The organism is Nocardiopsis sp. CA-288880 (assembly GCF_050955985.1).
GTDB classification, from domain to species: domain Bacteria; phylum Actinomycetota; class Actinomycetes; order Streptosporangiales; family Streptosporangiaceae; genus Nocardiopsis; species Nocardiopsis tropica.
The window spans coordinates 7404960-7430160 of record NZ_CP192105.1 but is presented as its reverse complement, the minus strand read 5'-3'; the positions used below and the strand labels follow the sequence as shown (position 1 = coordinate 7430160).

Genomic DNA, 25201 nt, shown 5'->3' with positions numbered 1-25201 from the left:
CCTCCTCTCACTCGGAGCTGATGGACGCCACCAGGACGCCCCCGGTCATGTCAAGGGTCAGCGGTGCCACGGTCGCCGTCCCCGGGGAGGGGAACGGCTGCGGCACGTCCGCCGGCAGCGCGCCGAGCCACGCCCCGGCGGCGGTCCACAGACCCACGTGGGTGACCTCGGCCGAGCCCAGGCCGGGCACGAGGAACACCAGCTCCCCGCTGGCGGTGATGGCGCCGTCGGCCGGGGCCTGCCACGTCACCGCCTGGCGGACGTAGTCGCCGCCGGACACCTCCGACGTTCCGGTGGTGCCGGGGTCGCCGGTGTGCAGGGACGCTCGGACGGCCGTGGTCCCGGCCGTGGTGAGCATGGGGTGGAGCAGAGCGTTGCTGAAGGCCACGGTGGGCCCTCCTCTCAGGTTGGGGTCTACCGGCCGAACGCCACCTGGACGTCGCCGCGGCCGTCGGTGCGCACCCACTTGCGGATCATGCGCTTCATCTCGCCGTCGGCTCCGGCCAGGTCCAAGACGATCACCCGCTCGGATCCGCCGCTGTGACGGACGCTCGCACTGACGTTGGACGGGATCTCCTTGGTGACGTCGCCCAGGGTGGAGCGCAGGCCGGGCAGGGATCCCTCGATGCCTCGGGTGAGGCCGCTCATGATGGCCGCGCCCGTCGGCTCCAGGAGTCGCAGGTCGACCCGCATCGGGCCCTTCCAGGACGGGATCATGTTGGTGATCTGGCTGAACTTGCTGCGGAGCGATCCGATCATGCCGGTGACGCCGTTGATCAGGCCCTGGATGATGGACCGGCCGGCGCCGGTGAGCAGTGAACCGAGGTTGCCCAGAGCGGAGCGGATCTTGCCGGGGATGCCCCGGACGGTGGAGATCACCCGCGCGATCGTGGCGACCACCCGGTTGTGCAGGCCCAGGATCGCGGCGATCGCGATGTTCTTCGCGGCGTTGAACCCGTTGGTGATGAACGAGCGGATCTTGTTGATGCCGCCGGAGATGAAGTTGACCAGCCCGTTCCACAGGGCGGACACCTTGGCCTTGATCCACGCCCAGGCCGCGGCTGCTGCCGCCTTGATCTGCTCCCAGTGCGACATCAGGATGCCCACCGGGTGGTAGGTCATGAAGAGCGAGACCAGCCAGTTCCAGGCTGCGGACACGGCTGACTTGAGCCACTCCCAGGCGGCGGTGGCGGTGGCCACGATCGAGGCCCAGATGCCGGTCAGCCACGCGACCACGGCGTTCCACGCGGAGACGGTGGCCTGCTTGATCCACTCCCACGCGATCGTGATCGCTGCGACGATCTCGTCCCAGTAGATGATCACGAGCGCGACCAGGGCGATGATCGCGGCGATGATCCACCCGATCGGGCCCATGCCCAGGATCCACCCGGCGAGCATCCGCGCTCCCATGAGGAGCGCCTGGACGCCGAGCTTGCCCAGGATGCCCACGAGCTTGCCCAGGCCCTTGCCCGCGGAGAGCGCGAGGGAGCTGAGCTTGCGGGTGAACTTTCCCAGGGCGGTGTCGGGGGACTTGATGCTCTGGCCGAGCTTGAGCAGGCCGCCGCTCAGCGACGTGACGATGCCGGACAGCCCGGCGATCTTGCCCGCGATGGGGCCCAGCACCATGGACCAGGCGAGCATCTGCGCCACGGTGGACTGGACCGGCCCGGGGAGGCTGGTGAAGATGGACGCGATCGTGCCGATCACCCCGGCCACGCCGGGCAGGATCGCGAGCAGGTCGGTCGCGACCTGGGTCAGCAGGGCGAAGATCTGCCCGAGCTGCTCCTGGCCCTGGGCGCTGTTCGCCCACGTGGCCCACTGGGCGGTCAGGGTCTCGATGGTGGTGAGCAGGTCCCCGCCGGAGACGGACGCCCCGCCGAAGATCCCACCGAGGAAGCTGCCCAGGTTCGCGGCGATGGAGCCGAGCTGGGCCAGGGTGTCGCCGGCGGTGGTGACGATCTCGGACAGGCGGGCCGCGCCGGCCTCGGACGTCATGAACGCCGCGGCCGAGGAGAGCGCCCCGGCCGCCCACTCGTTGAACCGGGTGATGAGCGGCAGCCCGGCCACGCCGAGCTGGGCCAGGACGGTCAGCAGCGGACCGACCACCCCGGAGAAGGACTCCGTGGCCTTGGCGGTGCCGTCGAAGATGTCGGCGAGCTGCCCCTGGAACAGGGGCGTCGCCATGGTCTTCATCGCCTCGGACCCGAGGCTGTTGAGTGCTGAGGCGACGGCGGTCATCCCCGTGCGCAGGGTCGGCATGGCGCCGGTCGCCAGCGCCGACAGCTCCTCGCCGAGGCCACCGAATAACCGCTGCTGCACGGCCTGCTGGATCGGCGCGAACTGCTGGCGGACCCCGGCGAAGCTCCTCACGAAGTTCTGCGCTGCCGGGGCGAGCCCGGCCAGGGACTCCTCCAGCTCCGCGGCCGTGCCGCCGGTCGCGGCCATCGCGTCGCCCACACCGGACAGGCCGGCGGCGAGCGTGGCCACACCGGCCCCGGCTAAGAGCGCGGCGGCGGGGACGGCGAGCAGCGCCCCGGACGCGGGGCCCGCGGCGGCCGTCAGCGAGGTCAGCGCGGACGCGGCGGTGGCGAGCGCCGTCATCTTGCCGATGTCGCCGACCCGGTCGAACCTCTTGATGAGGTTGTCCAGGCCGCGCGAGACCTTCTTGACGCCCTTGTCGAACCGCTTCCCGTCCAATCCCAGCTTGACCAGCAAGGATGCAACAGTCGCCACGTGGGATCACCTCCCACCAGCTCGGCCTACTCGGTTGTCTCGGCGCCGCCCAGCTGCATGTTGGCCGCGCGGATCGCGTCCCACATCTGGTCCTCGGACTGGTAGTCGTCCCAGACGGGCAGCAGCTTCTCGGGGTCGATCGCCTTCGACCCCTTCTTGCGGTTGGTGTTGTAGATCGCCGCGGAGACGACGGCCATGTGCACGTCGCCGCGGCGTCCGCCGAGAGGGCCGGCGCGGCGCTCGTAGGCGGCCCACTCGGTCAGCTCACGGGAGCTGATCCGGGCCAACATCTCCGCGACGGTCATGCCCAGGTGCGCGGCCAGCCGGAAGTAGAACTCCCGCTCCGGCCGCGCCCTCATTCCCCCAGGAGTTCGTCCACGTCCTCGTCGGTGAGACCGGACAGCTTCTGGCAGGCCTCGAACACGCGGTTCAGCGCGGACGCGTTCTTCTTGCCCAGGGCGGCGATGTCCGCGCCCGAGGAGCTGAACACCTGATTGCCCTTAGCGTCGATGATGCACTTCGCGACGAACTTCGAGCGGACGTTGTCGAGCCGCAGCTTCTTGCCGTTGCCCGCCACGTCCGCCTCGAACCGGTCCCGCTCGGTGCCGGTCAGGGAGCGGATGCGGACCTTGCCTCCCCACTCGGGAACGGCCACCGTGTCGTAGAGCCGGTCGTCCGCGCTCAGGATGGCGTCGCGCCCGAGGAACTCCTCGGTCTCGGCGGTCTCGGTGTTGGTGCTGGTCATCGTGTGCCTTTCTAGACTGCGGGGGTGATGGTGGGTTCGCCGGAGACCTGCCAGGTCAGGGTGGCGGTCATCTGCCCGTCGACGGGCATCTCCCGCTCGAACCCGGTCAGGACCGCGGAGAACGCCCAGACCTCGCCAGCCGGCGACTCCATCTCGTAGTTGATGGGGTCGGGGGTGCGGTAGTCCGCGCGCAGGGTGTCGTGGTCGGCCGGGTCGTAGTTGACCTCCACCGACACCTCGCCCTCGTCGACCAGGCCGCCGATGAATTCCCTGCTGTTGCCGGGGGTGTCGTGGGTGGTGACGTCGTAGGCCTCACGTTCGGAGTTGGGACCGCCGAAGGTGGTGACGTTCGCGATGGGGATGAAGACCTCGGGGTCGGCACCGTCCCCCCTGCGGAGTTCGGTGCCCTTGGCGTCGATTCCAGGCATGTCATGCCTCCTTGCTGAGCCAGACCCGGAAACGAGTCGGGCAGTGTCGGATGTCGGGGTCGGGGTCGCGCATCATCCGGTGGTGCTCCCGGAAGATCGAGATCACGTGGAAGCCGTCGACCTCCAGCGGCTGCCGGTCCAGCAGCCGGTCCACGTGGGAGAGGATCCGCGCCGCCTCGGCGTAGCCGCGGTACTTCGACCAGATGTGCAGGATGAAGGCGACGTCCAGGCCCTGGGCGTCGTGGGTGTCGAGGCGCTCCTCGATGACCTCGCCCACCGTGATGTGCGGGTACGGGGCCGGTTCGGGGGCCTCGTCGTACACACCGCACATGGCGGTCAGGGCCGGGTCTGCGCGAAGCCGGGTGATGATGGCCTGCTGGAGCGGCCAGGCAGCGACCGCCATCAGCCGGGCAGCCGCTTCTCGATGCCCTCCTTGACCCAGCCGGGGACCTTGCGGTTGGCCTTGCGGGCGTTGGGATACATGAAGGGCTGGGCCTGCATCTTCGAGGTGCCGAACTCGACGAACTGGCCGTAGTAGGCGTCCTTGTCCCAGACGCCCACCTGGCCGTCCGCCGTCGCACCCTCGCCCTTGACGCGCTTCTCCAGGGCGGCGCCCAGGTCACCCTCGCGGACGGGCACGTCGGCGAGCGCGCCGGCGTACATGTCCTCGGCCCACTTCTGCGCGACCTCCTCCTGGACGTCGTGCATGTCCCTGGTCAGCTTCGTGATCGCGCGGCGGGCGAGACGGCCGCCGATCACCCTGGCGCTGAACCCCATCAGGGCCCACCTCCTTCTTGTCGGGATGTGCAGTCCGCCCGCAGGTAGGTGCCGCGCACGCTCGGCTCGAAGACCGCCACGACCTCCAGGACCAGGTCCTGTTGGCGGAGCTGGTCGCTGCGGTGCACGTCCGCCCCGGGGCGCAGGTAGACGACGTGGGTCAGGCGGGCGCCGTCCTGGTCTCCGGCCTCGCGCTGGGCGGCGGTGGGCTGGGACAGGCGGGCGCGCTGGGCGGAGACCTCGGACCAGGTCTCGGTCTGCCCGCCCCCGCCGTCGTCGGCGAGCACGACCCGCCACACGGCCACGGTGGTGTTGAGCAGGTGGCCGGTGCCGCGCCTCATCGCGCCCTCACCAGACCGACCCCACCGCCGAAGCGGGCGGCCAGCTTGCGGGTGAGCCGGTCGGACAGTTCGAGTTCGGTGATCTGCCCGTCCCCGCCGTAGGTCACCGAGTAGTCGCCGATGCGCTCCTGGCGGACGTCCCCGGCGGCCAGGCCTGAGCCGTCGGCCTCGGACCGGTAGGCGAGCAGGGTCGCCGCGGCGATGCGGCACACCAGCATGACGATGTCGGCGGGCACCTCCGGCAGCCCGTGCGTGTAGGTCACGGTGACCTCGGACGGTGCACCGGTACGCGCCCACCCGTCCGGCCGCCACAGCGCACCGGAGGCCAGCCGGTAGTCGGTGACCTCCTCGCCGTCCATCAGCACGGCGGCCACGGAGGTGACGGGCGGGGCCGGCAGGTGCAGGCGCTGGGAGCGCTCGCCCTCCAGGGCGATGGTGGACGTGGTCTGGGAGATGGGAGCCCCGGCCGCGTCCCGGACCGCAGCGGACGCGGCGGCCAGGTACGCGGTCAGCAGGGTCGCCTCCTGGCCCTCCACGACCAGTCCCAGGGCGGCGGCGTCAGCGACGGTTGCCAGCGGTGGCAGAGCCACGGCTACTCCTCTTCGGCGGCCAGGGCGACCAGGTCGGCCTTGGTCAGGTCCGCGGCCTCGGCCTCGGACAGGGCCGTGGTCTGGGCGATGTAGGCCACCCAGACCTCCTTGGCCGCGGACTGGGCCGGGCGCTCCACCTCCGTCTCCGGCTCGGGACGCGCCACCTGGATGAGCATGCGGTTGGCCAGCTGGGCGGCCACCCAGGGCACGTCCGGGTCGACGGCGAACGTCGCCCCGGCCGTGCCCGCAACGGTGATCAGTTCAGCCACGGTCAGCTCCCGAAGGTGACGGTCGCGACGGCGATGCCCTCGGGGCGGAACAGCTTCGCGCCGTACACGTGCAGCCCTCGCACGATGTCGGCGAACCGCGACTGGGACCGGAGTGCCTCGGTCTCGGTGATCTGCTCGGCGACGCTGATCGCGTCGGGGATGCCCGCCTGGACCACGCGCTGACCAGCCGCGGGCGACGGGGCGTTGTTGGTCTTGAGGATGTCGAACCCGGCGGCCCGGCCCACGATCCCGTTGCGCAGACCCTCGCTTGTGCCCGAGGCGTCCACCCGCACGAACCGGTCGTCCAGCAGCAGCTTGCCGTGGAACTCCGGGGGCGCGGTCACGTACCGGCCCACGCTCGGGCAGCCCGCCTTGTCCAGCGCCACCGCCAGGTCGATCAGGACCTGGTAGGCGTCCGCGCCGGTGGCGATGTCGATCGGCGTCACGCCGGTGCCCGGGTCGGGGGTCAGGTTGTTCGCCGCGGCCACGCCGGTGTAGAGCCCGGCCACGTGCCGGTCCAGCCCGTCGGACATCTTGTACCCGGCTCGCTGGGTCGCCGGGGCCTGGAAGTCGCCGGCGGCCTGGACGCGGTCGACGTCGTTGACGCGGAAGCTGAAGTACTGGCCCTGGTTGATCACCAGGGAGATCTGGTCGTCGTCCAGGTCCTCGGTGGTCAGGTCCGTGGTCTTGTCGTAGGCGCGCACGGTGGGGTCGGCGATGGAGGTGACGTGGACGGTGTCGCCCATCTGCCGGATCTGGCCCTCGTACTGGCGGTTGGACACGGTGCCCTGGGCGTAGACCAGGGCGTCCTCGAACGGGACCTGCACTGCGGCGGACCAGAGTTCGGGGATGAAGTTGGTGATAGCCATCTGGCTGCTCTCCTCGGGTTAGTTCTGCAAGAGGTTCTTCAGGCGCCCGTCCTGGTGCGCCTTGAGCCGCGCGGCGGGCGTGAGCTTCGCCAGTTCCTCGCGGCTGGTGATCTGCTTGGGTCGGCTCCCGGTGCGGGTGCCGCCGTCGCCGGTGCCCTGGAACCTCTTCGCCGGTGCGGCAGCCAGGTAGGGCTTGCGAGTGATCAGGTCGGTGATCGCGTCGGCGATCTCGTCGCTGTCGACATCGCCGTTCTCGTCGACCTCGAACTGGTCCAGGTCGATGTGGAGCAGCGCGTCCTTGGGGTCGGCGAGCTTCCCGGCCGCAACCGCGCGCACCTCGGCACGCAGGAGCCGGGTGTTGGCCTTGGCCGTTGCGGCCTGCTCGGCCTGGCGCCGGATCTGGTCGGGGTCCTCCGCCTTGCCGCCGTTCTTCAGCTGGGCCAGTTCGGCCTCCAGCTCGCGGCGGCGCTTGGCCTCGGCGCGGCGGCGCTCCTTCTCCGCGGCCAGGGCCTTGACGCCCTTGGGCCCGAGCGGGGCGTCCTCCTCGTCCTCGGCATTCTCGCCGTCGGAGGTGCCCTCGGGGGCCTCGTCGGTGTCGGTGTCCTCGGCCGGGGCGTCCTCGTCGCCGGCGTCCTTCTCGTCCTGGTCCTCGTCGTCGGGGGCGCCGCCCAGCACCGGCCACACGGGGCGGCCACCGATGACGGCGAGCGCGGTCAGGCCGGTACGGGGGTGGACGGGCAGGTCGGTGTCGAGCGTCTCGGTCATGGTGGTCTCCCGTTGCGGGTCCAGGGGCCCGTGGTGCACGGGCGTCAGGGCATGAAAAAACCCGCCACGGCGGGCGGGTATGGGGATCGGTCCGGTTGGTCAGCTCTCGTAGTCCACCGGGAAGGGTTTCACCGAGTCGTAGCCGGAGTTCCAGGCGAGCCAGAGCATCCGCTCGCGGGCGGTCCCGGCGTCCGACCGGTAGGGGCTGGCGGTGCGCGGCTCGTCGGCGCGGGCGGCGCGCACCCCGGCCGCGCGGGCGCGGGCCAGGTCCAGGGCGACCGACACAGGGGGCTCCTCAGCGGTTGAAGTCACGGCCCGGTTCGCGGGTGTCGCGTCCGGCCTCGATGGCGGCGACGTAGTCCTCGAAGTTCATTCTGCCGTTCGCGTCCCACCAGCGCTTGAGTTCCTCGCTGGCGTGGGCCTCGGCGCGGGCGCGCGGCCCGGAGAACAGGGACTGCGGGTCGACCCCGGCAGCTTGGGCGGCGGGCGTGAGGAGGAACCCGTTCGTGGCCTCCTCTGCGGCCTGCCACTGCTGGGTGACCTGGAGCTTGTACTGCTCCCGGGCCAGTTCCACAAACGAGCGGCGATCGGTCTCGCCGACGCGGTGCTGGAGGACGTAGTCCTCTCGGCGGAGCGCTTCCAGACTGCGGCCCTGCACTTCGGCCGCAGCCTCCTCCCAGGCGTAGCCCTGCTCCTCCACCAGCACGCGCATGCGCTCGTACTGGGCGTCCTCCAGTTCGCGGCGCGCGCGCTCGTCCTCGGTCTCGTCGGGGTCGATCCAGGCCTCGGCCAGCGGGGCGTCGGCGAGAGCGGCGCGGCGCTCCAGCTCGGTCTCGATCACCCCGGCGTCGGCCGTCCACCCGCGGGCGAAGGCGTCCATGAGCATCTCGCCCAGGCGGTCGTCGTCGTACCAGGACAGGTCATCGGCGCGCAGGCGGCCGTCCACCGGGGCGGGCGGCTCGGCCTGGGCGCGGCGGTCGATCTCGGCCTCCACGGCGGCGGCCCGGTCGTAGTCCTCGGCCGCGTATGCCTGCCCGACCATCTCCATCAGCGCGTCCTCGGACAGCTCCGACAGGACCGGCTCGGGTGCGGCCTCGCGGGCGCGGCGCTCGACCTCCTCGGCCAGGTCCCGGCCGCGCGGGGAGTCGGACCCGCCCCCGGCGGTCAGCGTCCTCAGCTCCGCGGCCAGGTCCTCGTCGGACATCTGCGGAGGCGCGGGCAGCGCGGGGCGGAGTGGCGCCGGTGCGGGGGCCGGGGGTTGTGCGGCGGATGCGGACAGGTACCCGTAGGCGATCAGCGCGGCGATCGCGTCCTCGCGCGATTCGGCCTCGGCGAGGATCTGCTCGGGCATCGGCCGGGCGAGGGCCGCGCGCGCGTACCGCTCCCCGGCCGCGCGGGCGGTGCCGGCGGTCGCGGCCATGCGGCCCCCGGCGTAGCCGCGCCGGGTGGTGCCCTCCGTGGTGAACAGACGCCCGGCGGCGGTGGTCAGGCCGCGGCGGGCGTTGACGACCTGGCCGATGTCGGCGCCTTCGCGGATGGCCTCGACGGCCCCGGCACCGAACCGGCGGAGCTGCTCGGCCGGGGACATCGACGCGAACAGCTCGCGCGGGGACAGGGGCGGACTCTCGCCGGAGCGGATGGGCAGGACCGCGCAGTCGCACCGCGGGTGCCGCTCGAATCCCTCGGAGTAGGCGTAGGTCTGTCCGGCCAGGACGATACACCGGGCACAGGCGGGCAGGTCCACCACCCGCGTGTAGGCCACACCAGGCCGGGCGGCGATACCGATCAGGTCCGCCACCCGGCCGGCGTCGTGCACCTGCGTGCCGACGATCAGCTCCAGCATGGCGACCCCGGCGGCCATGGCGTCGCCGACCGCGCGGCCGGTGGCCAGGTAGGTCAGGGCGGTGACCGCGGGCTGGGCGAGCAGCGAGTCGAGCGGGCGCCCGTCCGAGGCGATGCCGGACAGGGCGGCCGGATCCAGGGCGGCGTCGGGCGCCAGTCCCAGGAGCTGGCGCAGGTAGGGCTCGGACAGGCCGGCGGCGGCCCGCTGGGCGGCCACAACCAGGGTCAGCACCCGGGGCAGCCGGGCCTGCCAGGAGGTGCGGATCTGGTCGGGGTCGACCCGGGCCCACTCGGCGCGGGCGGCCTGGGCCGTGGCGGTGGCCAGCCGGGTCGTGTCGGCCTTGTGGTCCAAGGCCAGGGCGGGAGCGGCCACGGGCGCCTCCCCCCGGGGTCAGAGCATCGGGTCGGTGGACCCGCCAGCGGGCAGAGCCACGGGGGCGGGGCTGCGGCCGAGTTCATCGGCCAGGGCGGAGATGGGGTCCAGCTCGGCCTCGCGCTGGCGCATCGCGATGACGTCGACGATCTCGGTCGGGGTGAGCCCGTACCGGGCGGCCAGCCACTCGAAGGGCATACCGATCTGCTTCATCTTGAGCAGCGCGTCGGCGAGCTGGGCCTGCGAGCGCGACTCGGCGTCGGCCCACAGCAGGGTGCCGGCCGCCAGAGCCTGGGCCTTGGCGGTCTCGCCTCGTGCGAGCGCGATCAGCCGGAACACCTCGCGGAGCGCCTGGCCGAACCACAGCTGCTTCTCCTCGGTGCGCTTGACCAGGCCGGTCTCCGCGGCGATCAGCGCGTCCCCGGACAGGTTGGCCATGCGTCCGATCAGGTAGTGCTGGGGGGTGCGGGTCTGGGCGGCGATGTGTCCGACGGCCACCTCGATGACGCCGGTGAACGCGGACAGGTCCGCGGCGGACCACTCGGCGATCTTGGCCTGGTCGCCTTCCACCCACACCACCCGGTCCTTGGTGAACCGGGCCAGCTCCACCGGCCTCTCGCCGACGACCTGCCCCCGATCGTCCAGGATCGGGGTCTTGGGGACCTCGGCGCCGAGGATCACCCGCTGCGGCAGGCTGGCGTAGTCCGAGGCGGTGAACAGGTGCGCCCACAACAGGTTGATCGCGTCCTGCATCGCGACCGTGCCGGCCACGTCCGAGAGCGGTTCCTCAGCGAGCATCGGCCGGTTCGGCAGCTCCACCAGCGGTACCAGCCCCATCGGGTTGGGCTGCGGGTTCGGCTCCTCCTCGCCCGTGTCGCGGGGCTGCCAGTTCAGCACCTCGTCCACCCCGGCCATGTTCACGCTCTTGACGTGGCGCAGCAGCGGGCGCTTGAACTTCCACACCTCGTCGGGCAGGTACAGGGTGGCGTACTCCGAAGAGCCGTCCTGCCACCGCTTGAGCCCGGCCCGGCGGCGACGACGGCTGCCCGGGACGTAGGCCACCACGCACTCGCGGGCGTCCTCGAAGGTGACCTCGGGGGTGTCCTCGTCGTCGGGGTCGCCCCACACCAGGACGAAGCAGCGCCCGGCGATCCCCGCGCCGAGGAACCCCAGCTGGGCGTCGGCGTCCAGGCCGTTGGTCTGCCACACCCGCCACAGGTCCGCATCGGCCCGTTCGTCACCGGCCGCCTTGACGCCGATCGGGGTCAGCCGCTCGACCGGGGAGTCGGCGACCACCTGGGTCCAGTTGTCGGAGAAGCCGCGGTAGCGCTGCCCGAAGTACTCGCGGAACTCCGGCGAAGCGAACCTCAGCGGCTGGTTGCCCCGGTAGATGGAGTTGAGCCGGTCGGCTTCCCCTGACCGGTTCATCAGCTCTGCTTCCAGCAGGGCGACGAGCTGGCGGGCCCGGTCGATGGAAACCACAGTCGGCCTCCTCTCTCACGCGGTGTAGACGTAGGTCTTCTTCTTCGGTGCGGCCAGGCCGGCGGCGGTCACGTCGCCCAGGGCCTCGTGGCAGAGCACGGACGGGATGGCGGCGTCGATCTTCTGGGACGGGCTGGCCTTGCGCAGGACGTAGCGGGCCATGGGGCGGGCGGCCATGCGGGTGTTGGCGATGTGCGTCGCGGTGGTCTCGCACCCGTCGTGCGAGAACATGCTGTCCTTCTTGGTGACGTCGGTCTTGAGCCGCTCGCACGCCTTGTGCATCGGCTTGACCCGGTTGGTGTACCAGCGCTGGACGCGCTTCTCCCCGTACCGGTCGACCCAGGCGTCCACCTCGGTGTCCCAGTACGGCGGGTCCGCGTACAGGCGGACCACGTCGTAGCGGCGGAAGATCTCGTCCACCGCCGCGTCGACCTCCAGGCGCGGAACCTGCCCGCCGTAGTCGGCGGGGTTCCAGATGGACGGCTCCTTGTTCGGGCCCACGAGCGGGGTGAACTGGTGGCCGTCCATCGTCTCCAGGCGGATCGCCGTCCAGTCGTCGATATCGCTGCCATCGAAGCCGCCGACCACGCGGGCGCCATCGGGCACCACGCGCGGGGCGGCCCTCTTCGCCCAGGCCGCGGGGTCCAGCCACGAGGCGGTGCCGGCCACGGCCCGGTTGCCGAAGAACCTCTCGGCCTGGGCGGGGTCGCGCTCCATCAGCTCGGCGGCCTCGGCGTCGATGACGTCGTGGTTCACCCACCAGGAGTCGCCGTAGACGACCTGGTAGATCTTGCGCCGCTCGCGCTTGTTGGCGAAGGACAGGGTCGCGGGGGGCTGCACGTAGTCGCGGTAGATGTCCTTGGCCTTGGCCTCGTATGAGCGTTGGGCCACGGAGCCCTCTGCCGGGTCCCAGGCGTTGGTGGTCTCCACCGCCCGGCCGCCCATACCGGAGAGGCCGCGGCGCTGGGTCTCGGCCACGCGCACCATCTTGTTCGCGGCGGTCCAGATGCCGGTCTCGTCCTGGGCCACGAACGTGACCCGCTGCCCCAACCGGCTCTGCGCGGAGCTGGTCACGGTGACGATCTGCCCCCCGCCCGGAAGCCGGGTGAACTCCTCACCCACCCGCGGGATCACCTCGGCGAGCGGGCCGAGCTGGATCATCGGCTTGAGCGCCGAGTAGATGTTGTCGGTCTGGTCGTCGGAGAAGGCCGTCACCTGGATGAGCGGGGTCGGCCACGGAATGCCCATGGCCTCCCCCGGCTCGTACTCGTACACCCACCCGCAGCCGCACCCGTGCTTGGCACAGCGGTACTTCTCCCCGCCCCGGGCGAACCCAGCGAACACCGCCGGCCCCACACCCTCCAGGCACAGCTGGCTCGCGGTCAGCGGCCCCTTGCCCCACTTCTGCGGGCGGATCAGCTGGGATCGCCGGTAGACGAACGCGCTCGCGGGGGCGTCCAACGACTCGGCCACGTCCGCGTCCGGGCGGACCCGGTAGTGGTTGGCGTAGAACCACGTCATCTCGTCGGTGAGCAGGTACGGGCTCCCCGCGTGGAACTTGTCGGGGATGACGCAGTGCCGCTCGATCCAGTCGATCGCGACGAACAGGGTGGGCCAGGTGACGACCTTGGGCTCAGTCCCCGTCGCCATGGACGACCGTCAGCCGGGATCGGGCCGAGGGGCGGGCGGGCGCCGCGGGGGCGGGCGCATCGTCGGCATCGTCCTGTTCGGGGGCGGTGATCCTCCACCGGTTACGGAGCATCCCCTGCACGGACAGGCCCAACGAGTCGAGGTACTGGCGCACGACCTTCTGGAGTTCCACCGAGGCGCGGGGCTGCTCGGCCTCGGCGAGCTTGCGCACGAACAGCGCCACCTCCAGCTCCTGGCTGAGCCGCTCCCACATGACGGCCTGGGGGCGCGACCACAGGTCCCGCCACAGGTCCCACTCGCGGGGCTGCACGTCGATGAGCGGCCACTCGGGCGGGGCGCCGGTGCGGCCTTCGGCAGGCAGGGTCGACCACGCGGCGGCGTCGCTGGGCCGGTTGCGCCGAAGCGCATCGGGGTCCGGGGCGGGGCCGGACACAGCGCGGGCTCCTCCACTGGGCACGGTGGGTCACCTCCTGCTGTCGCGTTGCGCGACATCGGTGGGCATCACGTTGCGTGACGTGAGGACCTTTTGAACCTGACCGACTTTTTTCAGCCCTCCCCGGCGTTCCCCAGGCCACCACCCAGAGGGGGTATACCCCCAGGTCAGAGCGTTTTTCTTCTGTGTGGTCCGGAGTGACGGCGGGTAGCGGTCAGCTGTGCCAGCCGCCGGGTTCCTCGGCGGCGGTGATGCGTGCGTGGCAACGCTGCGTCAACGCTTCGAGGTTGTCGGGGTCGTGGCCGCGCGGACCGAGCGGGCCGAGGCCGTCGATGTGGTGGACGTGTTCGGCGAGCGGGCGCAGCAGCGGCGGTAGCGCGGCGTGCGTCTCGCATTCGCACCAGGGCTGGTCTTCGAGGTAGGCGGCGCGGGTGCGTTCCCACCGGCGGCCGTACCCCTTGGCCCTGGCGGTGGGGCGGCTGCGGGCGCGGGTCTTGCGGCAGTCGGGGCAGGCGCCCCGCTGGGTGAGGGTCGGGCATCCGGGGGTGGGGCACACCTGGAGGGCCCTACGGCGGGCCATGGGCTTCTCCTCAGGGGCGCGGGCCGGGGACTTCGGTGGGCGGGGGTGTGGGGACGTCGCCTTCGGTGGGCGTGGGCTCCTCCGATGGGGGCGTCCCGATGGGGGTCTCGAACTCGTCGGCCATGGTGCGCATGAAGAGCGCGGTGTCGGCCGTGGCTGTGTCGGGGTTGTCGAGTTCGGCGGTGCCGACTTTGGCGATGGGGCCGTCGCCGACCTGGACGTAGACGTGCACGGGAACCATGGGTGCCTCCGAGGGGGAGAGTGGGATGCCCCGGCCGGCCGCCCCCTCAAGCGGCCAGCCGGGACGTGCCCGGACCGGATCGACGCGCACGACCTCCCAGAGGTGCGCGGACATCGGGCGGGCGGTGCTCGCGCGGGTCCAGGCGGCCGAAGCGGGCTGGAGCAGCGCGGGTACGTGAGGTGCCCGGCGGCTAAGCGGGATCGCCGGGCGGGTCTGGGATTTCGGTCAGGCTCGGGCCGTCAAGTTCTTGGCCGCCCCTGGTCAGTTCCCAGAAGGTCCGTGAACGAAAAATTATCCTGGTTGCTCCGATTAATCCACGAAGGGGAGACCTTGACTTCCAGGATGCGAAATCTCGTTCGCCATGTAGCAATGGTGTTCGCGTTGATGGTGAGCACTGTGGTTATTTCTGCGGTTCCCGCGTCCGCCCACACGCTCGACCAAGCAGTCCGAGCGGGCGATGGTTGTGGCTGGTCCAGCGGCTCGTACACCCTTCAGCACTCGAATGGCATCATGCTCAGAAACAGCACGACACGCTTGGGGACTGCCTATCTCCTGTGGAGCTCCACTTACCAGCAGAACTGTGCGATCGCATTGAAGACACACTCTTCGGTGCATGGGGTGGAGACGTGGACAGAGATCTATCTGTACACCGGACCAGAGGGTCATGGGGGGTACTACCGGGACGGGGGCGGTTATGCGCACTATGCCGCCGCCAGTGGTGACACTCGCGGAGAATGTGTCACCTACCAGGGCTTCATTCGGTCGACCAGTGGGCAAGATGCACTCAGTGGGCTCGTTGACGCGGGGTGGTGTGGCTGACTTCAGCCTGAACGGCGAGGGCCCCGACACCACCAGGTGCGGGGCCCGAAGTCGTTCTGGGCATGGCTGTGGAGTCACAGCGAACCCGTCAGATAGAAGAGTACCACCTGTAAGGGGCCTGGCGCACTCACTCCTTACGGTGTTTGTAGTGGACGCGGCGGGCGGCCTCGGCGGTGTACACCTCGGACAGCCAGAATTTCCGGGGCCTCCCGGTGCCGGGGATCGGGTGGAGCTGTCCGCGGCGCACCCACGTGTCGATGGTGTCCGGGGAGACCCCGACCTCTTCGGCGGCTTCCTTGCCGGTCATCTTCGCGTCGCCCTGGTGGCTCATGCGCTGATCCCTTCGGTGATGGTGTGCCACTGGCTGGCGTGCCACTGGTGGTGGCGGGCGGCGGTCGCGTCGTGGCAGCCGCATGTGGGGTCCATGCACCGGCACGCGATGTTGGAGCAGGTGACCACGGCCCGGTCGGTGAGCTCGCGCAGGCTCTTCGCCCCGCAGTGCGGGCAGCGGGCGGTCAGCTTGCGCACCTCGCCGGAGTCGCCGAGTGCCCACCGTGCACGGGCGCGGAGCCGGCAGGCCTCGGCGAGGACGTGCGTCATCAGGTCGTCGACGGCGCCGATCTTGGGCAGCAGGCTGATGATCCGGCCGATCCGCCGGTTCGTGGTCGCCGCGGGACGCATCTGCGGGGCGACCCGTTCCCGGACGGCCTCTTCGAGGTCGGCGATGTCGGTGTCGATGTCGCGGCGGGTCTGCATGACGGTGAGGTCGCCCGGGGCCGGGGACGCACCGAGGGGCTTGAGCCCGCGGGCGAGCTGGACGAGCGCGTCGTGCCGCTCGGCGGCGTGGAGTCGGCCGGCGTCGGCGACCTGCTCCAGGGTGGGGCCCCATCCGGTGGGGCGGTGGATGGGGTGGGTGGTGTCGGCCATGTCGGCGAGGAGCGCGCGCAGGTCGGAGAGAGCAGCGTAAGCCTGGTTGGTGCGGTCGTTCATCGTTCCCCCGAGGTGGTGCGGGCCGGGCAACCGTGGGCGAGACGCCTACGGTTGCCCGGCGGTCTACTGGTCGTCTCCGGCGAGTGCGGCGGCCTCGACGAGGCACTCGAACTCCAGGACCGTGGTCATGCCGCGGTCGGTGCGCGCCGCCTGGTGGTCGAGGGCGCCTTGGAGGCGGTCCACGGCCGTGAACAGGGTGCCGACGGGGGGCAGGTCGCGGTCGTTGCCGAGTTCATCGGCGGCCCGGACCACCCACCACAGGGGCTCAGCGGGGACCTGGGCGACGGGCTGGCCGTAGGTGCGCGGGATGAGGAGCGCTTCCTTGAGGCGGCCGGCGGCGGCGATGATCTCGCGGCGGAACGGGGTGCCCTCGAAGTGGTGGGCGGCGCGGATGACGGTGACGACGGTGTGGAGCTCGTCGGTGTCGACGGTGACAACCTGGGGCGGTTCGATGATCGGCATGTTCCGGCCTTCCGGGTGGTGTGCGATCCTGGGGCGCGGACCGGGGCGGTAGTGACGCCCCGGTCCTTCTGTGTGCTGCTGTTCGTCACGGGGCTACGACGTGACGCCGAGCCAGTCCGGGCACCCGGGGAAGTGGCCCCGGACGACGGTCCACTCGGCCTTGGTGTCCACGGCCAGGTACAGGCCTGCGGTGCAGTCCGCGCAGCGGGTGAGTTCGGCCGCGCGCGCCTTCAGGTCGTCGAGGGGGATGACGGCGATCGTCTCGGGCTCGGGGGCCTGGTGGCCGTTGGCCATGTGGACTTCGAGGTCGGTGACGGTGTGGTCGACGTGCACGAAGCGGCCGGTGCAGTTCGGGCACGTGGGGTCGCCGAGGTCGCCCCGGTAGACGTGCTTGACGAGCGTGTCGACGGACACGAAGGTGGTCGTCATCGCCTGTTCCTCTTCTCGTTGATCAGCGCCATGACCTCGCCCGCGTGGCGGATGCAGATCTGGACGGCCTTGGGGTCGGGGTCCAGGGGCTCGCCGGTGCAGCGGTTGCCGCGGGCGGTGGTCATCCGGCAGGTCGCCCGACTGGTGGGCGGGGCAGCCGCCGAGGGGCGGGTGGGCTTCGTGGTCACGAGGTGCTCCTGTCGGTGATGGGGGTGGCGTCCTTCGGAAGCGGGTAGCCCGCTTCGCTGAGCCTCCAGGCGAGGTCTCCGGCGTTGATCCCGCCGACCTCCCACGACTCACGGCACCACTCCGCGACCACCGCGAGAATTGCGTCGGCGGAGCGGCCGGGCAGAGGGCGGTCGTTCGCGCGCTCCTGCTCGATGCGGTCGATGGTGGCGCGCATGTTGTCCGCGGCGGTGCCGGCCACCGTGGCGACGGTGGAGAGGCGGTCTTCGTGGGCGAGGACCAGGGCGGCGAGTTCGCTCGGGTCCTTGGCGGCGAGCTGCGCGGCTCGTTCTTCTCGGGTGGTCATCGGGTCGGCTCCTTGGTGTGGGGCTGACTCCCCGCGTGTCGCGCGGAGAGTTGGTGGATGAGGTCGGCGGCCTGGTCGCGTAGGTCGTCCGGAAGGGCGGAGGCGGCGAGCATCCGCAGGGCACCGGGGACGGTGCGGGCTTCGCTCAGGACCACCAGGGCGCACCCGGCGGCCTTCCGCGCCGGGCTGTTCGCGGGGGCGGAGGTGTGTCGGACCTTCGCCGCGGCCACCAACGGCGCGAGCGGGGCGGTCATCAACGGCACCAGAAGCAGCGGGGGGATCCTTCGGAGTTCCACTGCGGGGTTCCGCAGCAGGAGCAGGGGGCTTTCCAGCCGGGGTGGTGGTCGTTGAGGTGGCGCAGTGCGTAGGTGTTCACGTACTCGGCCGGATGTCCCAGCTCCTCCTCGTACTCGCTGGGGCAGTTGGGGTCGGAGCAGATCCACCCGCTGGCGTGGATCTCGAACCAGGCGGGGATCACTCCGGAGCCGCGGGGCGGGGTGGTGACCATCGGTGCGGCGGGGAGGGTCTGGTGGGGCATCGGGAGCCTTCCGTGGGGCCCACCGCGCACGTTCTCCCCCCTCTTAAAGGGGGGAGAGAACGTGTAGAGCGGGCGCGTGTAGAGCGTGTAGGAGTGCGTGAAGCTGTGATCTGCACGAATGCCGTCGTGCGTGTAGGGCGTGAGGGATGCGTGTACGGAAATCCCTTCACGGAGTGCGTGAAGCTGTGAACTGCGCAAACGCGAAAACCGTGTAGGGAGCGTGTAGGCATTCACGAGACGTCCCCGGGGCGTGCGGCAGCCCGGTACTCGACAGGCAACTTGGGGTTGTCCGGGTTCGGGATGCGCACCAGCAGCCCGTCCTTGGCGAGCTTCTCCAGCCGCCGTCGCACCTTCTCCAGCTGCGCCGCCGTGGTCTTCTCGCTGTTGTGGACCTCGGACGCTGCCTGCTTGGCCGTGAGCCCGTTCATGGTCCTCACGAGGGTGAGCAGGTCCGTCGCGTCGTACAGGGAGCTGGTGCCCGCCTCGTGGTCGTGGAGGATCTGGAACGGGCCGACTTCCTCGGACGGCTGCTTGAGGTGGGTGAACTTCACGATCGGGTCGCCAGCCGACCCGGCCAGCCCGATGACCGAACCCGCCCCCGCGGTGAGCCACGCGGACCCGTACACGGCGTCCAGGGTCTGGGCGCCTGGCCCGTCCGCCCCGGACTTGCGCGGGTGATGGAGCTCCAGCACCTGGACGCCCTCGGTGATGGCCCGCTGCCGGGCCCGGTTGTAACCGGCGCCGGTCTCGTCCTCGGAGAGCTTGAGCGCGGCGTCCTTGAGGGAGTCCACGACCACGGTGTCCGCGCCGACGTGCGCGCACATCTGCGCCATCATCGCCGTGTTCTGGGCGAAGTCCTTGGGCGGCGGCCCCTTCCACACGACCAGGCGCTCGTCGAGGACCTGGCGGGATTCGGGTGTGAACAGGCGTCGGAGCGCGCGGGCGGCCTGCTGGGGCCGGTCCATGGCGAGGTACAGGACCTTCCCCTTGCCGGGCATCACCGGGTAGCCGAGGACGGTGGGTATGAGCCCCAGCCGCCCGGCGAGGACCTGGCCGGCGAGCGTGGTCTTGCCGACGCCGTTGGGGCCGAAGATCATGAGCGCTTCGCCTTCGGCCCACAAAACGTCGCCGTCCCTGCCCCAGATGGCGGGGGTCTTCTCGGGGACGTCGAGGATGAACGATCCGCCGGAGATGAACCGCGCGAACGGGTCGTCTTCGAGCTGCTCGTCCTCGGCGGAGGGCGGTTCCTCCGCGGGGGGCGGCGGCTCGAACCCGGCGCGCGCGAACCCCTCGCGGAGGATCTCGTCCTCGGGGCTGGTCGTGGTCACTTGCGCATCCCCTTGCGCATTCCGGAGCCGATGGTGCCGCGGTGCGGTGCGGACCCGTACTCGCTCGGGGGCAGACCGATGCGTTCGGCGGCTTCGGCGAGCACCTCGTAGGCGGCCTGCTCGGTGATCTCGCCGGACGCGACGAGTTCCCCGGCCTGGGCGGCTGCCCAGTGCAGGGTGTCGTTGCGGTGGCCGTTGTCGGCGTTGAGGAGGGTCCGCACGATGCCGCGCAGCCGGTTCTGCGTGATGGTGCTGTAGTCGCGCGGGACGATGGGGCGACGCTCGGGCTCGGGCGGCTGAATGTGTGCGCGCAACCGCGGGTGGAGCACGTCCCGGGGGGCGGTCGGGAAGTCCCAGTACCAGGTGTAGGGCTGGCCGGTGCGCGGGTGGATGGACGGTGGGGCGACGACGTACCCGCCGTCGGCTTTCACGTCGACCTTGGGCCCGGCCTTTCCGGCGCCGGAGAGGACCTTGCCGCCGGGGTGCTGGTAGAAGAGGTGCCATCCGCCGGAGCCGGTGCGCACGGCGGCGGTCTCGCGGATGACCCCGGCGCGCTTCATGTTCGCGAGGGTCGCCAGGCCTTCGGGCGGGTCCACGTCGATGACGACGAGGTTGGACACGGCCCCGGTGCGGATGGCGAGGAGCCCGTCGGGGTGGCGGGCGAGCATGGCGTCGATGCGGTCGAGGTCGTCGGTCGCGGCGTAGAGGGCGTGGCACGTCAGGCAGGTGCACGCCTCCTTCTCCTCGACGGTGTCGTGGTATCCGGGCTGGGCGCACTCCTCGCAGTTCGCGACGGGCACCTTGCTGGGGCTGAGGACGAACACCTTCCACCCGTTGTCCACGTAGATCCGCGCGTAGTCCTGGCGGGTGGTGGGGTCGGGAAGGTGGGGGCCGTCGGTGGTGACGACGGCTCGAACGGTGATGTCTGGCTGGGTCATGCGGTCTTCCCCCGAAGTCCGTGTGCGGTATTGGTCCGGTCCGGGGCGGGGCCTCCAGGGCGGAGGCCCCGCCTTCGGGGGTCAGTGCCGGGATCGACTGTCGGCGAGCTGCTTGAGCACGTCGGTGGTCGTGACGTCCGTGGACAGGATGGGCACGACCATGCGGCGATCGGTCCCGTCACCCAGGAGCGCGGTCATGCTGTTGAGGTCGCCGTCGTTGAGGTCGATGAGCGCCTGGTCGACGCGGGCGATCACCGGGAACGGGCCGAGGTGGTCCTCGATCGTCGCGATGGTGGCCTCGCGGATGGTGTGGCCGCTCTCTAGGAGGCGGGGCTTCCACTCCGGGGTGCCGGCCAGGTTCGGGAATCGTTCGGCGAGGAACGCGGGGGCGTGGAACAGGAGGCGGGAGACGTGCTCCGCCTCGTTGCGGACGGGGTAGGTGACGATGTTGACGCCGGGGGCCCGGAGAGTGTCGGGCATCGCGGCCAGTTCGCGGTTCGTCGCGTACTTGTGGAACCGGTCCGCGTTGGGGGAGGCGTGGATGGACCATTCCTGTCCGCCGAGGTCGACCCATCCGAGGTGGGCAGAAGTGACCGTCTCGCCGTTGGTGGCGGTGATGGTTGTCCAGGTGAGCGCGGTTGCCTGATCGGCGCTGGTGAGCGTGGTGTGGGACACGAGGTCCTCCTGAGCTGGGTATGCCTCACAGCTCGACGGCGCGGTGCGCGGTCGGCGAGGCGGGGAACGGTGAAGGGGTCGGCGGCTCAAGGCCGACGGGGCCGCTGTGGGCAACCTCAGGAGGCGTTCGCGAGCTTCGCGTTGACGAACTCGTGCAGGCTCTCGGCGACGATGCGCCGGGCCTTCCCGATCTTCACGGATCGGATGTCACCCGACTTGATCAGGGCAAACATGGTTGTGCGGGAGACTGAAAGTCTGCCGCACCCTTCCTCAACGGTCAGCAAAATCTTGCTGCCGGAGCGGGAGTCCGGGGTCCCCTCGATGTGACCAGGGGCGGATTCCGGAGTACTGTGCATGACAGCATCCCTTCCTTGTCCGCTTCTTGAGCGCTGCGGTCGTGACGGATGCTCAGCTCCCGGTGCGCTAACACCAGGGGGCACTCCTCCGGTGCGCTAACACCGGGGGCTCAAGCCCGTCGACGCGCTAACGTCGGCGGGCTTTTCTCGTGCCCCAAAGCTGAACTGCTTCACCATGGGGTGACGAATCAGACGATACCGCAGCTGACGGTCGCATGCGACGGCGTACCAGTACGGCCGCGTGTGTAAGCGGCGTAAGTTTTACACCGGCGTACAGGCCTTCTCCTGGTCCCACCTGCGGGTTTGCCACATGTGGCAAGTTTCGCGTGGTCAGAAAGATTTTTCCCACCGTGTGTTCGAAGGGGGGTGCCGGTGGCGCGATAGAGGCACGGAGGTGCGAGGAGGGGCGAGACGGGGTCAACCTGGTTCAGAACCGGCCAGACGGGGGCAGATGGGGGTCAAGCTGGGTCGATCCGTGGCCAAACTAGGCCACCCATCCATGCGTCGGCGCATCGACATGCTAATGTCCGTTCGTTCGTGAAAGTTCGCCATAGACCACTAAGGACCGTCGTGTCAGAGCCCGCTCCCACCTTTGCTGACTGGCTTTTCAACACCGGCAGAGCATTGGGGTACACCACCAACTCCGCACTCGCGCGGGCTCTCGGTGTGCCCCAGCCAACCGTGAGCCGCTGGAAGACGGGATCGAAGCCGAGCGTCGAGCACCTCGTGAAGATCAGTGAGCTGTTCGGAGTCGAACTGAAGCTGCTCCTGGTCCTTGCCGGGTACATGAAGGGTGACGTCCGCGATATCCCCCTTGAGGCGCCGACCAGCAAGGCGGAACGCCTCATAGCTGAGAGTGAGGTCGGGGAAGCAGCGGAAGCGCTGCTGTCGTCCTTCTGGGGGCGGCGCCAGGACGAGGAACTCAAGAGGCTTGAAAAGCTGGTGGCGGGCATCCAGGAATCGGTCCGACTGACCGGCAGTTACGACCTGCGGTCCATGGAGAAGTCACTCGATGACGCCCTACAGACCGAGCTGCCGCAACATGTTCATCACCTGGTTCGTGGCCTGACCAGGAGGAAGCTTGCCTACCAGGCGCGGTGGGTGCTCTACAGCAAGGAGCTACCGAAGGACGGCGAGCCGGACGCCTTCGCGGAGTCCGAGGAAGCGCACGCGAGCCTCACCGCGCGGGTGTACGAGACCCCGAATGGGTGGGGTTTCGAGGTAGTTCCAGGAAACGGGGCGTGGGCCCTGGTCGGTTCCCCCTTCGACTCCAGAACAGCGGCGGAGGAGTCGCTGGCACTGTGGGCCATGGATCACCCCAATTTCGATCTGAAGCTGAAAGAGGATGAGGATGCCCCCGAAGCGTAAGGCTCGTGCTAACGGTGAGGGTTCGCTGTACCAGCGGTCCTCCGACGACATGTGGGTCGGTTCCGTGACCCTGCCCGACGGGAAGCGGAAGCCGGTCTACGGCAAGACCCAGGCGAAGGCGCGCGCGAAACTCAAGGAGCTTCAGGCGAAGATCGACGCCGGCCTTCCGATCACCACCGGCAAGGGGGTGACGCTGGCGAAGTGGCTCACCGAGGAATGGGTGGGCAGGATCCTGCCCACCCGGGTGAAGGCGGAGAAGATCAGCCAGAACACGATGAACTCGTATGCGGACAACGTGCGGCTGCACATCGTTCCGCACATCGGCCACCACGAGATCGGCAAGCTCGCGCCGGCGCACCTGCGCACGTGGCTGGAGGAGCTGGCGGCCAAGCCGTCCGGGCGCCAGAAGAAGCCGACGAAGGCCGACCCCTTCCCACCGGTGGCGCTGCTGTCCGGCCGGGCTCAGGCCTACGCGCACACCGTGCTGCGGATCGCGCTGAACGACGCGATGCGCGAGGAGATCGTCACCCGCAACGCGGTGCTGCTCGTCGACCCCCCGTCGGGCAAGTCCAGCCGCGGGCGGGCGCTCACCGAGGAAGAGGTCAACGCGGTGTTCGCCGCGGCGACCGAGGACCGCTACGCCACGGTGTGGACCACGATCCTCGGGCTGGGCCTGCGGCGGGGGGAGGCGCTCGCGCTGCGGTGGTCGCTGCTCGACCTCGACCAGGGCCTGGCGGAAGTCGGGCAGTCCCTCCAGCGGGTGCGCGACGCCGCGCCGGGGGCGGACGGGCGCCGGCGCGGTCGGCTGGAGGTGGTCAAGGGCAAAACGGAGAAGTCCGAGGCGACGATCCCGATCCCGCCCGTCGTGGTCCAGGCGCTCAAGGACCACCGGGCCGCGCAGGAGATCGAGCGGGGCGACGCCGAGGTGTGGGTGGATCCGGACCTGGTGTTCACCACGGGCATCGGTACGCCGATCGAGCCGCGCAACCTGAACCGCGCGTGGACGGCGCTGTGCGAGCGCGCCGGGGTGAAGGACGCCCGGATCCACGACCTGCGGCACACGGCGGCGACGTGGCTGTACGAGGAGGGGATGGAGCTGAAGGACATCCAGCACGCGCTCCGCCACAGCCGTCTCCAGACGACGTCGGAGGTCTACACGCACTTCACGAAGAAGACCCAGGCGCGCACGGCGACCGTCATGGACGGCGCGCTCAAGCGGCTGAACCTGCCGGGAGTGTGATGCCCGCCCCCATCGGTGTTGACCACGACGAGCATCCACGAACCATCACGGTTGCTACACCCGTTGCTACACCTGAGGCGCTACACTGACCCACAGGGGCAGGACACAAGAAAGTGCCCCCGACCGCTTTCGCAGGTCAAGGGCACTTTCTCCACTGTCTCAAGGTGGTGCACTCGGGAGGACTCGAACCCCCAACCTTCTGATCCGTAGTCAGATGCTCTATCCATTGAGCTACGAGTGCAGGTTGTTCAGTTGTGTGTCGCCCGGTTGGCCTGGCCTCCCTGGCGACGTCTCCGACTCTATCACGGTGCCGGAGGGCCTCGAACCGTTGTGTGCGTGTGCGACCCGTCATGCCGGTCCGTGTCCCCGGTCGCCCCGCGAGGGGCCGGCGGCCCCGGCGCGAGGCGCGTCGGGGCCGCCGGAACGGAAGGGTCGGGCGCGGTGGTCAGCACCCTCCGCCGAGGACCACCCCGTCGACGCGGGAGACGCCGGCGTCGCGCTGTTCGCCCACGCGCCGGTTGACCTCCTCGGGGGCCACGGACTCGCCCTGCTGGTGGTACACCCAGTCGACGTCCTGCACGTAGGTGCTCGGGCCGCCGACGTGGCCGGTCATGTCGATGAACCACTGGTTGAAGTTGATCGACATCGGCGACGACGGGTAGTACTTGCCGCTGTGCTCGGCCACCAGGTGCGTGTCCACGTAGTAGCGGACCACGCCGCCCTCCACCTGGATCACCAGGTCGCGCCAGCCCTCGAAGGAGCGGTTCACCACGTCGCTGACGTTGTCCGCCACCCAGGGATCGCGCTGGTAGGTGTGGTACGAGGTCAGGTACATGGCCTCCGCGGGGGCGCCCCATCCCGAGTTGGGCAGGTACTCGAAGTCGAGCTCGCTGTAGTCCGGGTCGTTGTCGTAGGCCAGCGGGGTGATCGTGTAGAAGGTCTGGAGCACGGTGTCGCCGTCCTGGCCGGAGACCGGGGCGTCGGCGAACCTGACCATGGCGGCGTAGGTGCCCTCGTGGAACTTCTCCTCGCCGAAGGCCAGCTCGGCCTGGCTCGTGCCCGCGGGGGTGCCGTCCGTGGTCGAGGTCAGGCGCAGGACGGAGTTGCCGCCCTCCTGGGCGAAGGAGACGTTGTCGGCGTCCCAGGAGGCGCCGGGCACGCCGGGGCCGCCGTCCCAGCTGCGCACGTTCCAGCCCTGTGCGCGCAGGGCCGGGTCGGTGTGGTCGCCGTAGTCGAAGTCGTCGAAGAACAGGCCGCACGGGGCGGACGCCGTGGACGTCCGCTCGGAGACGGTCTCCACCTGGACGGGGGAGCCCGTCGCGCAGGCCGTGAGGGGGAGTGTGACGGCGCAGGCCAGGGCGATGCCGCCGAAGCGGAGGGGGACGGGCACGGGGGGACTCCTCGGATT

The 25201-nt window shown here is 70.3% G+C and carries 34 protein-coding genes and 1 tRNA gene; 2 read left to right on the top strand and 33 right to left on the bottom strand.

Going from position 1 to position 25201, the window contains the following annotated elements:
• Positions 1-7 precede the first annotated feature (7 nt).
• From ACQPYD_RS32120 to ACQPYD_RS31970, 31 genes are all read right to left on the bottom strand, one after another.
• Positions 8-388 (bottom strand): phage tail fiber protein, encoded by a 381-nt coding sequence (locus ACQPYD_RS32120; RefSeq protein WP_433699105.1) that lies wholly within the window; start codon positions 386-388, stop codon positions 8-10.
• 26 nt (positions 389-414) lie between these two features.
• On the bottom strand, positions 415-2733 hold the full coding sequence (locus ACQPYD_RS32115) for a phage tail protein (RefSeq protein WP_433699104.1): 2319 nt from the start codon (positions 2731-2733) through the stop codon (positions 415-417).
• Positions 2734-2759: 26 nt separating this feature from the next.
• Positions 2760-3092: a phage tail assembly protein T gene (locus ACQPYD_RS32110; protein WP_433699103.1), complete on the bottom strand. Its 333-nt coding sequence runs from the start codon at positions 3090-3092 to the stop codon at positions 2760-2762.
• Positions 3089-3478: a hypothetical protein gene (locus tag ACQPYD_RS32105; protein WP_433699102.1), complete on the bottom strand. Its 390-nt coding sequence runs from the start codon at positions 3476-3478 to the stop codon at positions 3089-3091. Before ACQPYD_RS32105 ends, ACQPYD_RS32110 begins: the two co-directional genes overlap by 4 nt.
• Before the next feature lie 11 nt (positions 3479-3489).
• The gene (locus tag ACQPYD_RS32100) at positions 3490-3906 is read right to left on the bottom strand and encodes a phage tail tube protein (protein WP_433699101.1); all 417 of its coding nucleotides are present in this window, start codon (positions 3904-3906) and stop codon (positions 3490-3492) included.
• Between the two features lies 1 nt (position 3907).
• A complete protein-coding gene (locus ACQPYD_RS32095; RefSeq protein WP_433699100.1) occupies positions 3908-4309 on the bottom strand; it encodes a DUF3168 domain-containing protein in 402 nt (133 codons plus the stop codon).
• Complete coding sequence (locus ACQPYD_RS32090; RefSeq protein ID WP_433699099.1) at positions 4309-4683, bottom strand: HK97-gp10 family putative phage morphogenesis protein; 375 nt, start codon at positions 4681-4683, stop codon at positions 4309-4311. Before ACQPYD_RS32090 ends, ACQPYD_RS32095 begins: the two co-directional genes overlap by 1 nt.
• Complete coding sequence (locus ACQPYD_RS32085; protein ID WP_433699098.1) at positions 4683-5024, bottom strand: head-tail adaptor protein; 342 nt, start codon at positions 5022-5024, stop codon at positions 4683-4685. Before ACQPYD_RS32085 ends, ACQPYD_RS32090 begins: the two co-directional genes overlap by 1 nt.
• A complete protein-coding gene (locus ACQPYD_RS32080; protein ID WP_433699097.1) occupies positions 5021-5614 on the bottom strand; it encodes a hypothetical protein in 594 nt (197 codons plus the stop codon). Before ACQPYD_RS32080 ends, ACQPYD_RS32085 begins: the two co-directional genes overlap by 4 nt.
• A gap of 2 nt (positions 5615-5616) precedes the next feature.
• Complete coding sequence (locus tag ACQPYD_RS32075) at positions 5617-5883, bottom strand: hypothetical protein (protein ID WP_433699096.1); 267 nt, start codon at positions 5881-5883, stop codon at positions 5617-5619.
• Between the two features lie 2 nt (positions 5884-5885).
• Entirely contained in the window at positions 5886-6752 is an 867-nt protein-coding gene (locus ACQPYD_RS32070; protein WP_433699095.1) for a coat protein, read from the bottom strand.
• Positions 6753-6770: 18 nt separating this feature from the next.
• Positions 6771-7517, bottom strand: coding sequence for a hypothetical protein (locus tag ACQPYD_RS32065; RefSeq protein ID WP_433699094.1), 747 nt, complete (start codon positions 7515-7517; stop codon positions 6771-6773).
• 99 nt (positions 7518-7616) lie between these two features.
• On the bottom strand, positions 7617-7802 hold the full coding sequence (locus tag ACQPYD_RS32060; RefSeq protein ID WP_433699093.1) for a hypothetical protein: 186 nt from the start codon (positions 7800-7802) through the stop codon (positions 7617-7619).
• A gap of 10 nt (positions 7803-7812) precedes the next feature.
• Entirely contained in the window at positions 7813-9732 is a 1920-nt protein-coding gene (locus tag ACQPYD_RS32055; protein ID WP_433699092.1) for a hypothetical protein, read from the bottom strand.
• 18 nt (positions 9733-9750) lie between these two features.
• A complete protein-coding gene (locus tag ACQPYD_RS32050; RefSeq protein WP_433699091.1) occupies positions 9751-11214 on the bottom strand; it encodes a phage portal protein in 1464 nt (487 codons plus the stop codon).
• A 15-nt stretch (positions 11215-11229) separates the two neighbouring features.
• Positions 11230-12864, bottom strand: a complete 1635-nt coding sequence (locus tag ACQPYD_RS32045; RefSeq protein WP_433699090.1) for a hypothetical protein — start codon at positions 12862-12864, stop codon at positions 11230-11232.
• The gene (locus tag ACQPYD_RS32040; RefSeq protein ID WP_433699089.1) at positions 12848-13297 is read right to left on the bottom strand and encodes a hypothetical protein; all 450 of its coding nucleotides are present in this window, start codon (positions 13295-13297) and stop codon (positions 12848-12850) included. Before ACQPYD_RS32040 ends, ACQPYD_RS32045 begins: the two co-directional genes overlap by 17 nt.
• Before the next feature lie 214 nt (positions 13298-13511).
• Positions 13512-13877, bottom strand: coding sequence for an HNH endonuclease signature motif containing protein (locus ACQPYD_RS32035; protein ID WP_433699088.1), 366 nt, complete (start codon positions 13875-13877; stop codon positions 13512-13514).
• Between the two features lie 10 nt (positions 13878-13887).
• Positions 13888-14118, bottom strand: a complete 231-nt coding sequence (locus ACQPYD_RS32030; protein WP_433699087.1) for a hypothetical protein — start codon at positions 14116-14118, stop codon at positions 13888-13890.
• A 946-nt stretch (positions 14119-15064) separates the two neighbouring features.
• Complete coding sequence (locus tag ACQPYD_RS32025) at positions 15065-15268, bottom strand: MerR family transcriptional regulator (protein WP_433699086.1); 204 nt, start codon at positions 15266-15268, stop codon at positions 15065-15067.
• Positions 15265-15927 carry a hypothetical protein gene (locus ACQPYD_RS32020; RefSeq protein WP_433699085.1) on the bottom strand — a complete coding sequence of 221 codons (663 nt, stop codon included), beginning with the start codon at positions 15925-15927 and terminating at the stop codon, positions 15265-15267. The genes ACQPYD_RS32025 and ACQPYD_RS32020 overlap by 4 nt, the downstream gene beginning before the upstream one ends.
• Positions 15928-15990: 63 nt before the next feature.
• Positions 15991-16389 (bottom strand): hypothetical protein, encoded by a 399-nt coding sequence (locus ACQPYD_RS32015; protein ID WP_433699084.1) that lies wholly within the window; start codon positions 16387-16389, stop codon positions 15991-15993.
• 93 nt (positions 16390-16482) lie between these two features.
• Positions 16483-16818, bottom strand: a complete 336-nt coding sequence (locus tag ACQPYD_RS32010) for a hypothetical protein (RefSeq protein WP_433699083.1) — start codon at positions 16816-16818, stop codon at positions 16483-16485.
• Positions 16815-17006, bottom strand: coding sequence for a hypothetical protein (locus ACQPYD_RS32005; protein WP_433699082.1), 192 nt, complete (start codon positions 17004-17006; stop codon positions 16815-16817). Before ACQPYD_RS32005 ends, ACQPYD_RS32010 begins: the two co-directional genes overlap by 4 nt.
• Positions 17003-17350, bottom strand: a complete 348-nt coding sequence (locus tag ACQPYD_RS32000; RefSeq protein WP_433699081.1) for a hypothetical protein — start codon at positions 17348-17350, stop codon at positions 17003-17005. The genes ACQPYD_RS32005 and ACQPYD_RS32000 overlap by 4 nt, the downstream gene beginning before the upstream one ends.
• The gene (locus ACQPYD_RS31995; RefSeq protein ID WP_433699080.1) at positions 17347-17604 is read right to left on the bottom strand and encodes a hypothetical protein; all 258 of its coding nucleotides are present in this window, start codon (positions 17602-17604) and stop codon (positions 17347-17349) included. Before ACQPYD_RS31995 ends, ACQPYD_RS32000 begins: the two co-directional genes overlap by 4 nt.
• A complete protein-coding gene (locus ACQPYD_RS31990; protein WP_433699079.1) occupies positions 17604-17888 on the bottom strand; it encodes a hypothetical protein in 285 nt (94 codons plus the stop codon). Before ACQPYD_RS31990 ends, ACQPYD_RS31995 begins: the two co-directional genes overlap by 1 nt.
• Before the next feature lie 230 nt (positions 17889-18118).
• Positions 18119-19216: an AAA family ATPase gene (locus ACQPYD_RS31985; RefSeq protein ID WP_433699078.1), complete on the bottom strand. Its 1098-nt coding sequence runs from the start codon at positions 19214-19216 to the stop codon at positions 18119-18121.
• Positions 19213-20154 carry a bifunctional DNA primase/polymerase gene (locus ACQPYD_RS31980; RefSeq protein WP_433699077.1) on the bottom strand — a complete coding sequence of 314 codons (942 nt, stop codon included), beginning with the start codon at positions 20152-20154 and terminating at the stop codon, positions 19213-19215. Before ACQPYD_RS31980 ends, ACQPYD_RS31985 begins: the two co-directional genes overlap by 4 nt.
• Before the next feature lie 81 nt (positions 20155-20235).
• The gene (locus tag ACQPYD_RS31975; protein WP_433699076.1) at positions 20236-20829 is read right to left on the bottom strand and encodes a hypothetical protein; all 594 of its coding nucleotides are present in this window, start codon (positions 20827-20829) and stop codon (positions 20236-20238) included.
• A 116-nt stretch (positions 20830-20945) separates the two neighbouring features.
• Complete coding sequence (locus tag ACQPYD_RS31970) at positions 20946-21062, bottom strand: hypothetical protein (RefSeq protein ID WP_433699075.1); 117 nt, start codon at positions 21060-21062, stop codon at positions 20946-20948.
• Between the two features lie 693 nt (positions 21063-21755).
• On the opposite strand from ACQPYD_RS31970, the gene ACQPYD_RS31965 reads away from it, so the two are divergent.
• On the top strand, positions 21756-22553 hold the full coding sequence (locus ACQPYD_RS31965; protein ID WP_433699074.1) for a helix-turn-helix domain-containing protein: 798 nt from the start codon (positions 21756-21758) through the stop codon (positions 22551-22553).
• Positions 22537-23793, top strand: a complete 1257-nt coding sequence (locus ACQPYD_RS31960) for a tyrosine-type recombinase/integrase (RefSeq protein WP_433699073.1) — start codon at positions 22537-22539, stop codon at positions 23791-23793. Before ACQPYD_RS31965 ends, ACQPYD_RS31960 begins: the two co-directional genes overlap by 17 nt.
• A gap of 165 nt (positions 23794-23958) precedes the next feature.
• On the opposite strand, the gene ACQPYD_RS31955 is transcribed toward ACQPYD_RS31960, so the two are convergent.
• Positions 23959-24034 (bottom strand) — tRNA-Arg (locus ACQPYD_RS31955).
• A gap of 204 nt (positions 24035-24238) precedes the next feature.
• Positions 24239-25183 (bottom strand): glycoside hydrolase family 16 protein, encoded by a 945-nt coding sequence (locus tag ACQPYD_RS31950; protein WP_433699072.1) that lies wholly within the window; start codon positions 25181-25183, stop codon positions 24239-24241.
• Positions 25184-25201: the final 18 nt, after the last annotated feature.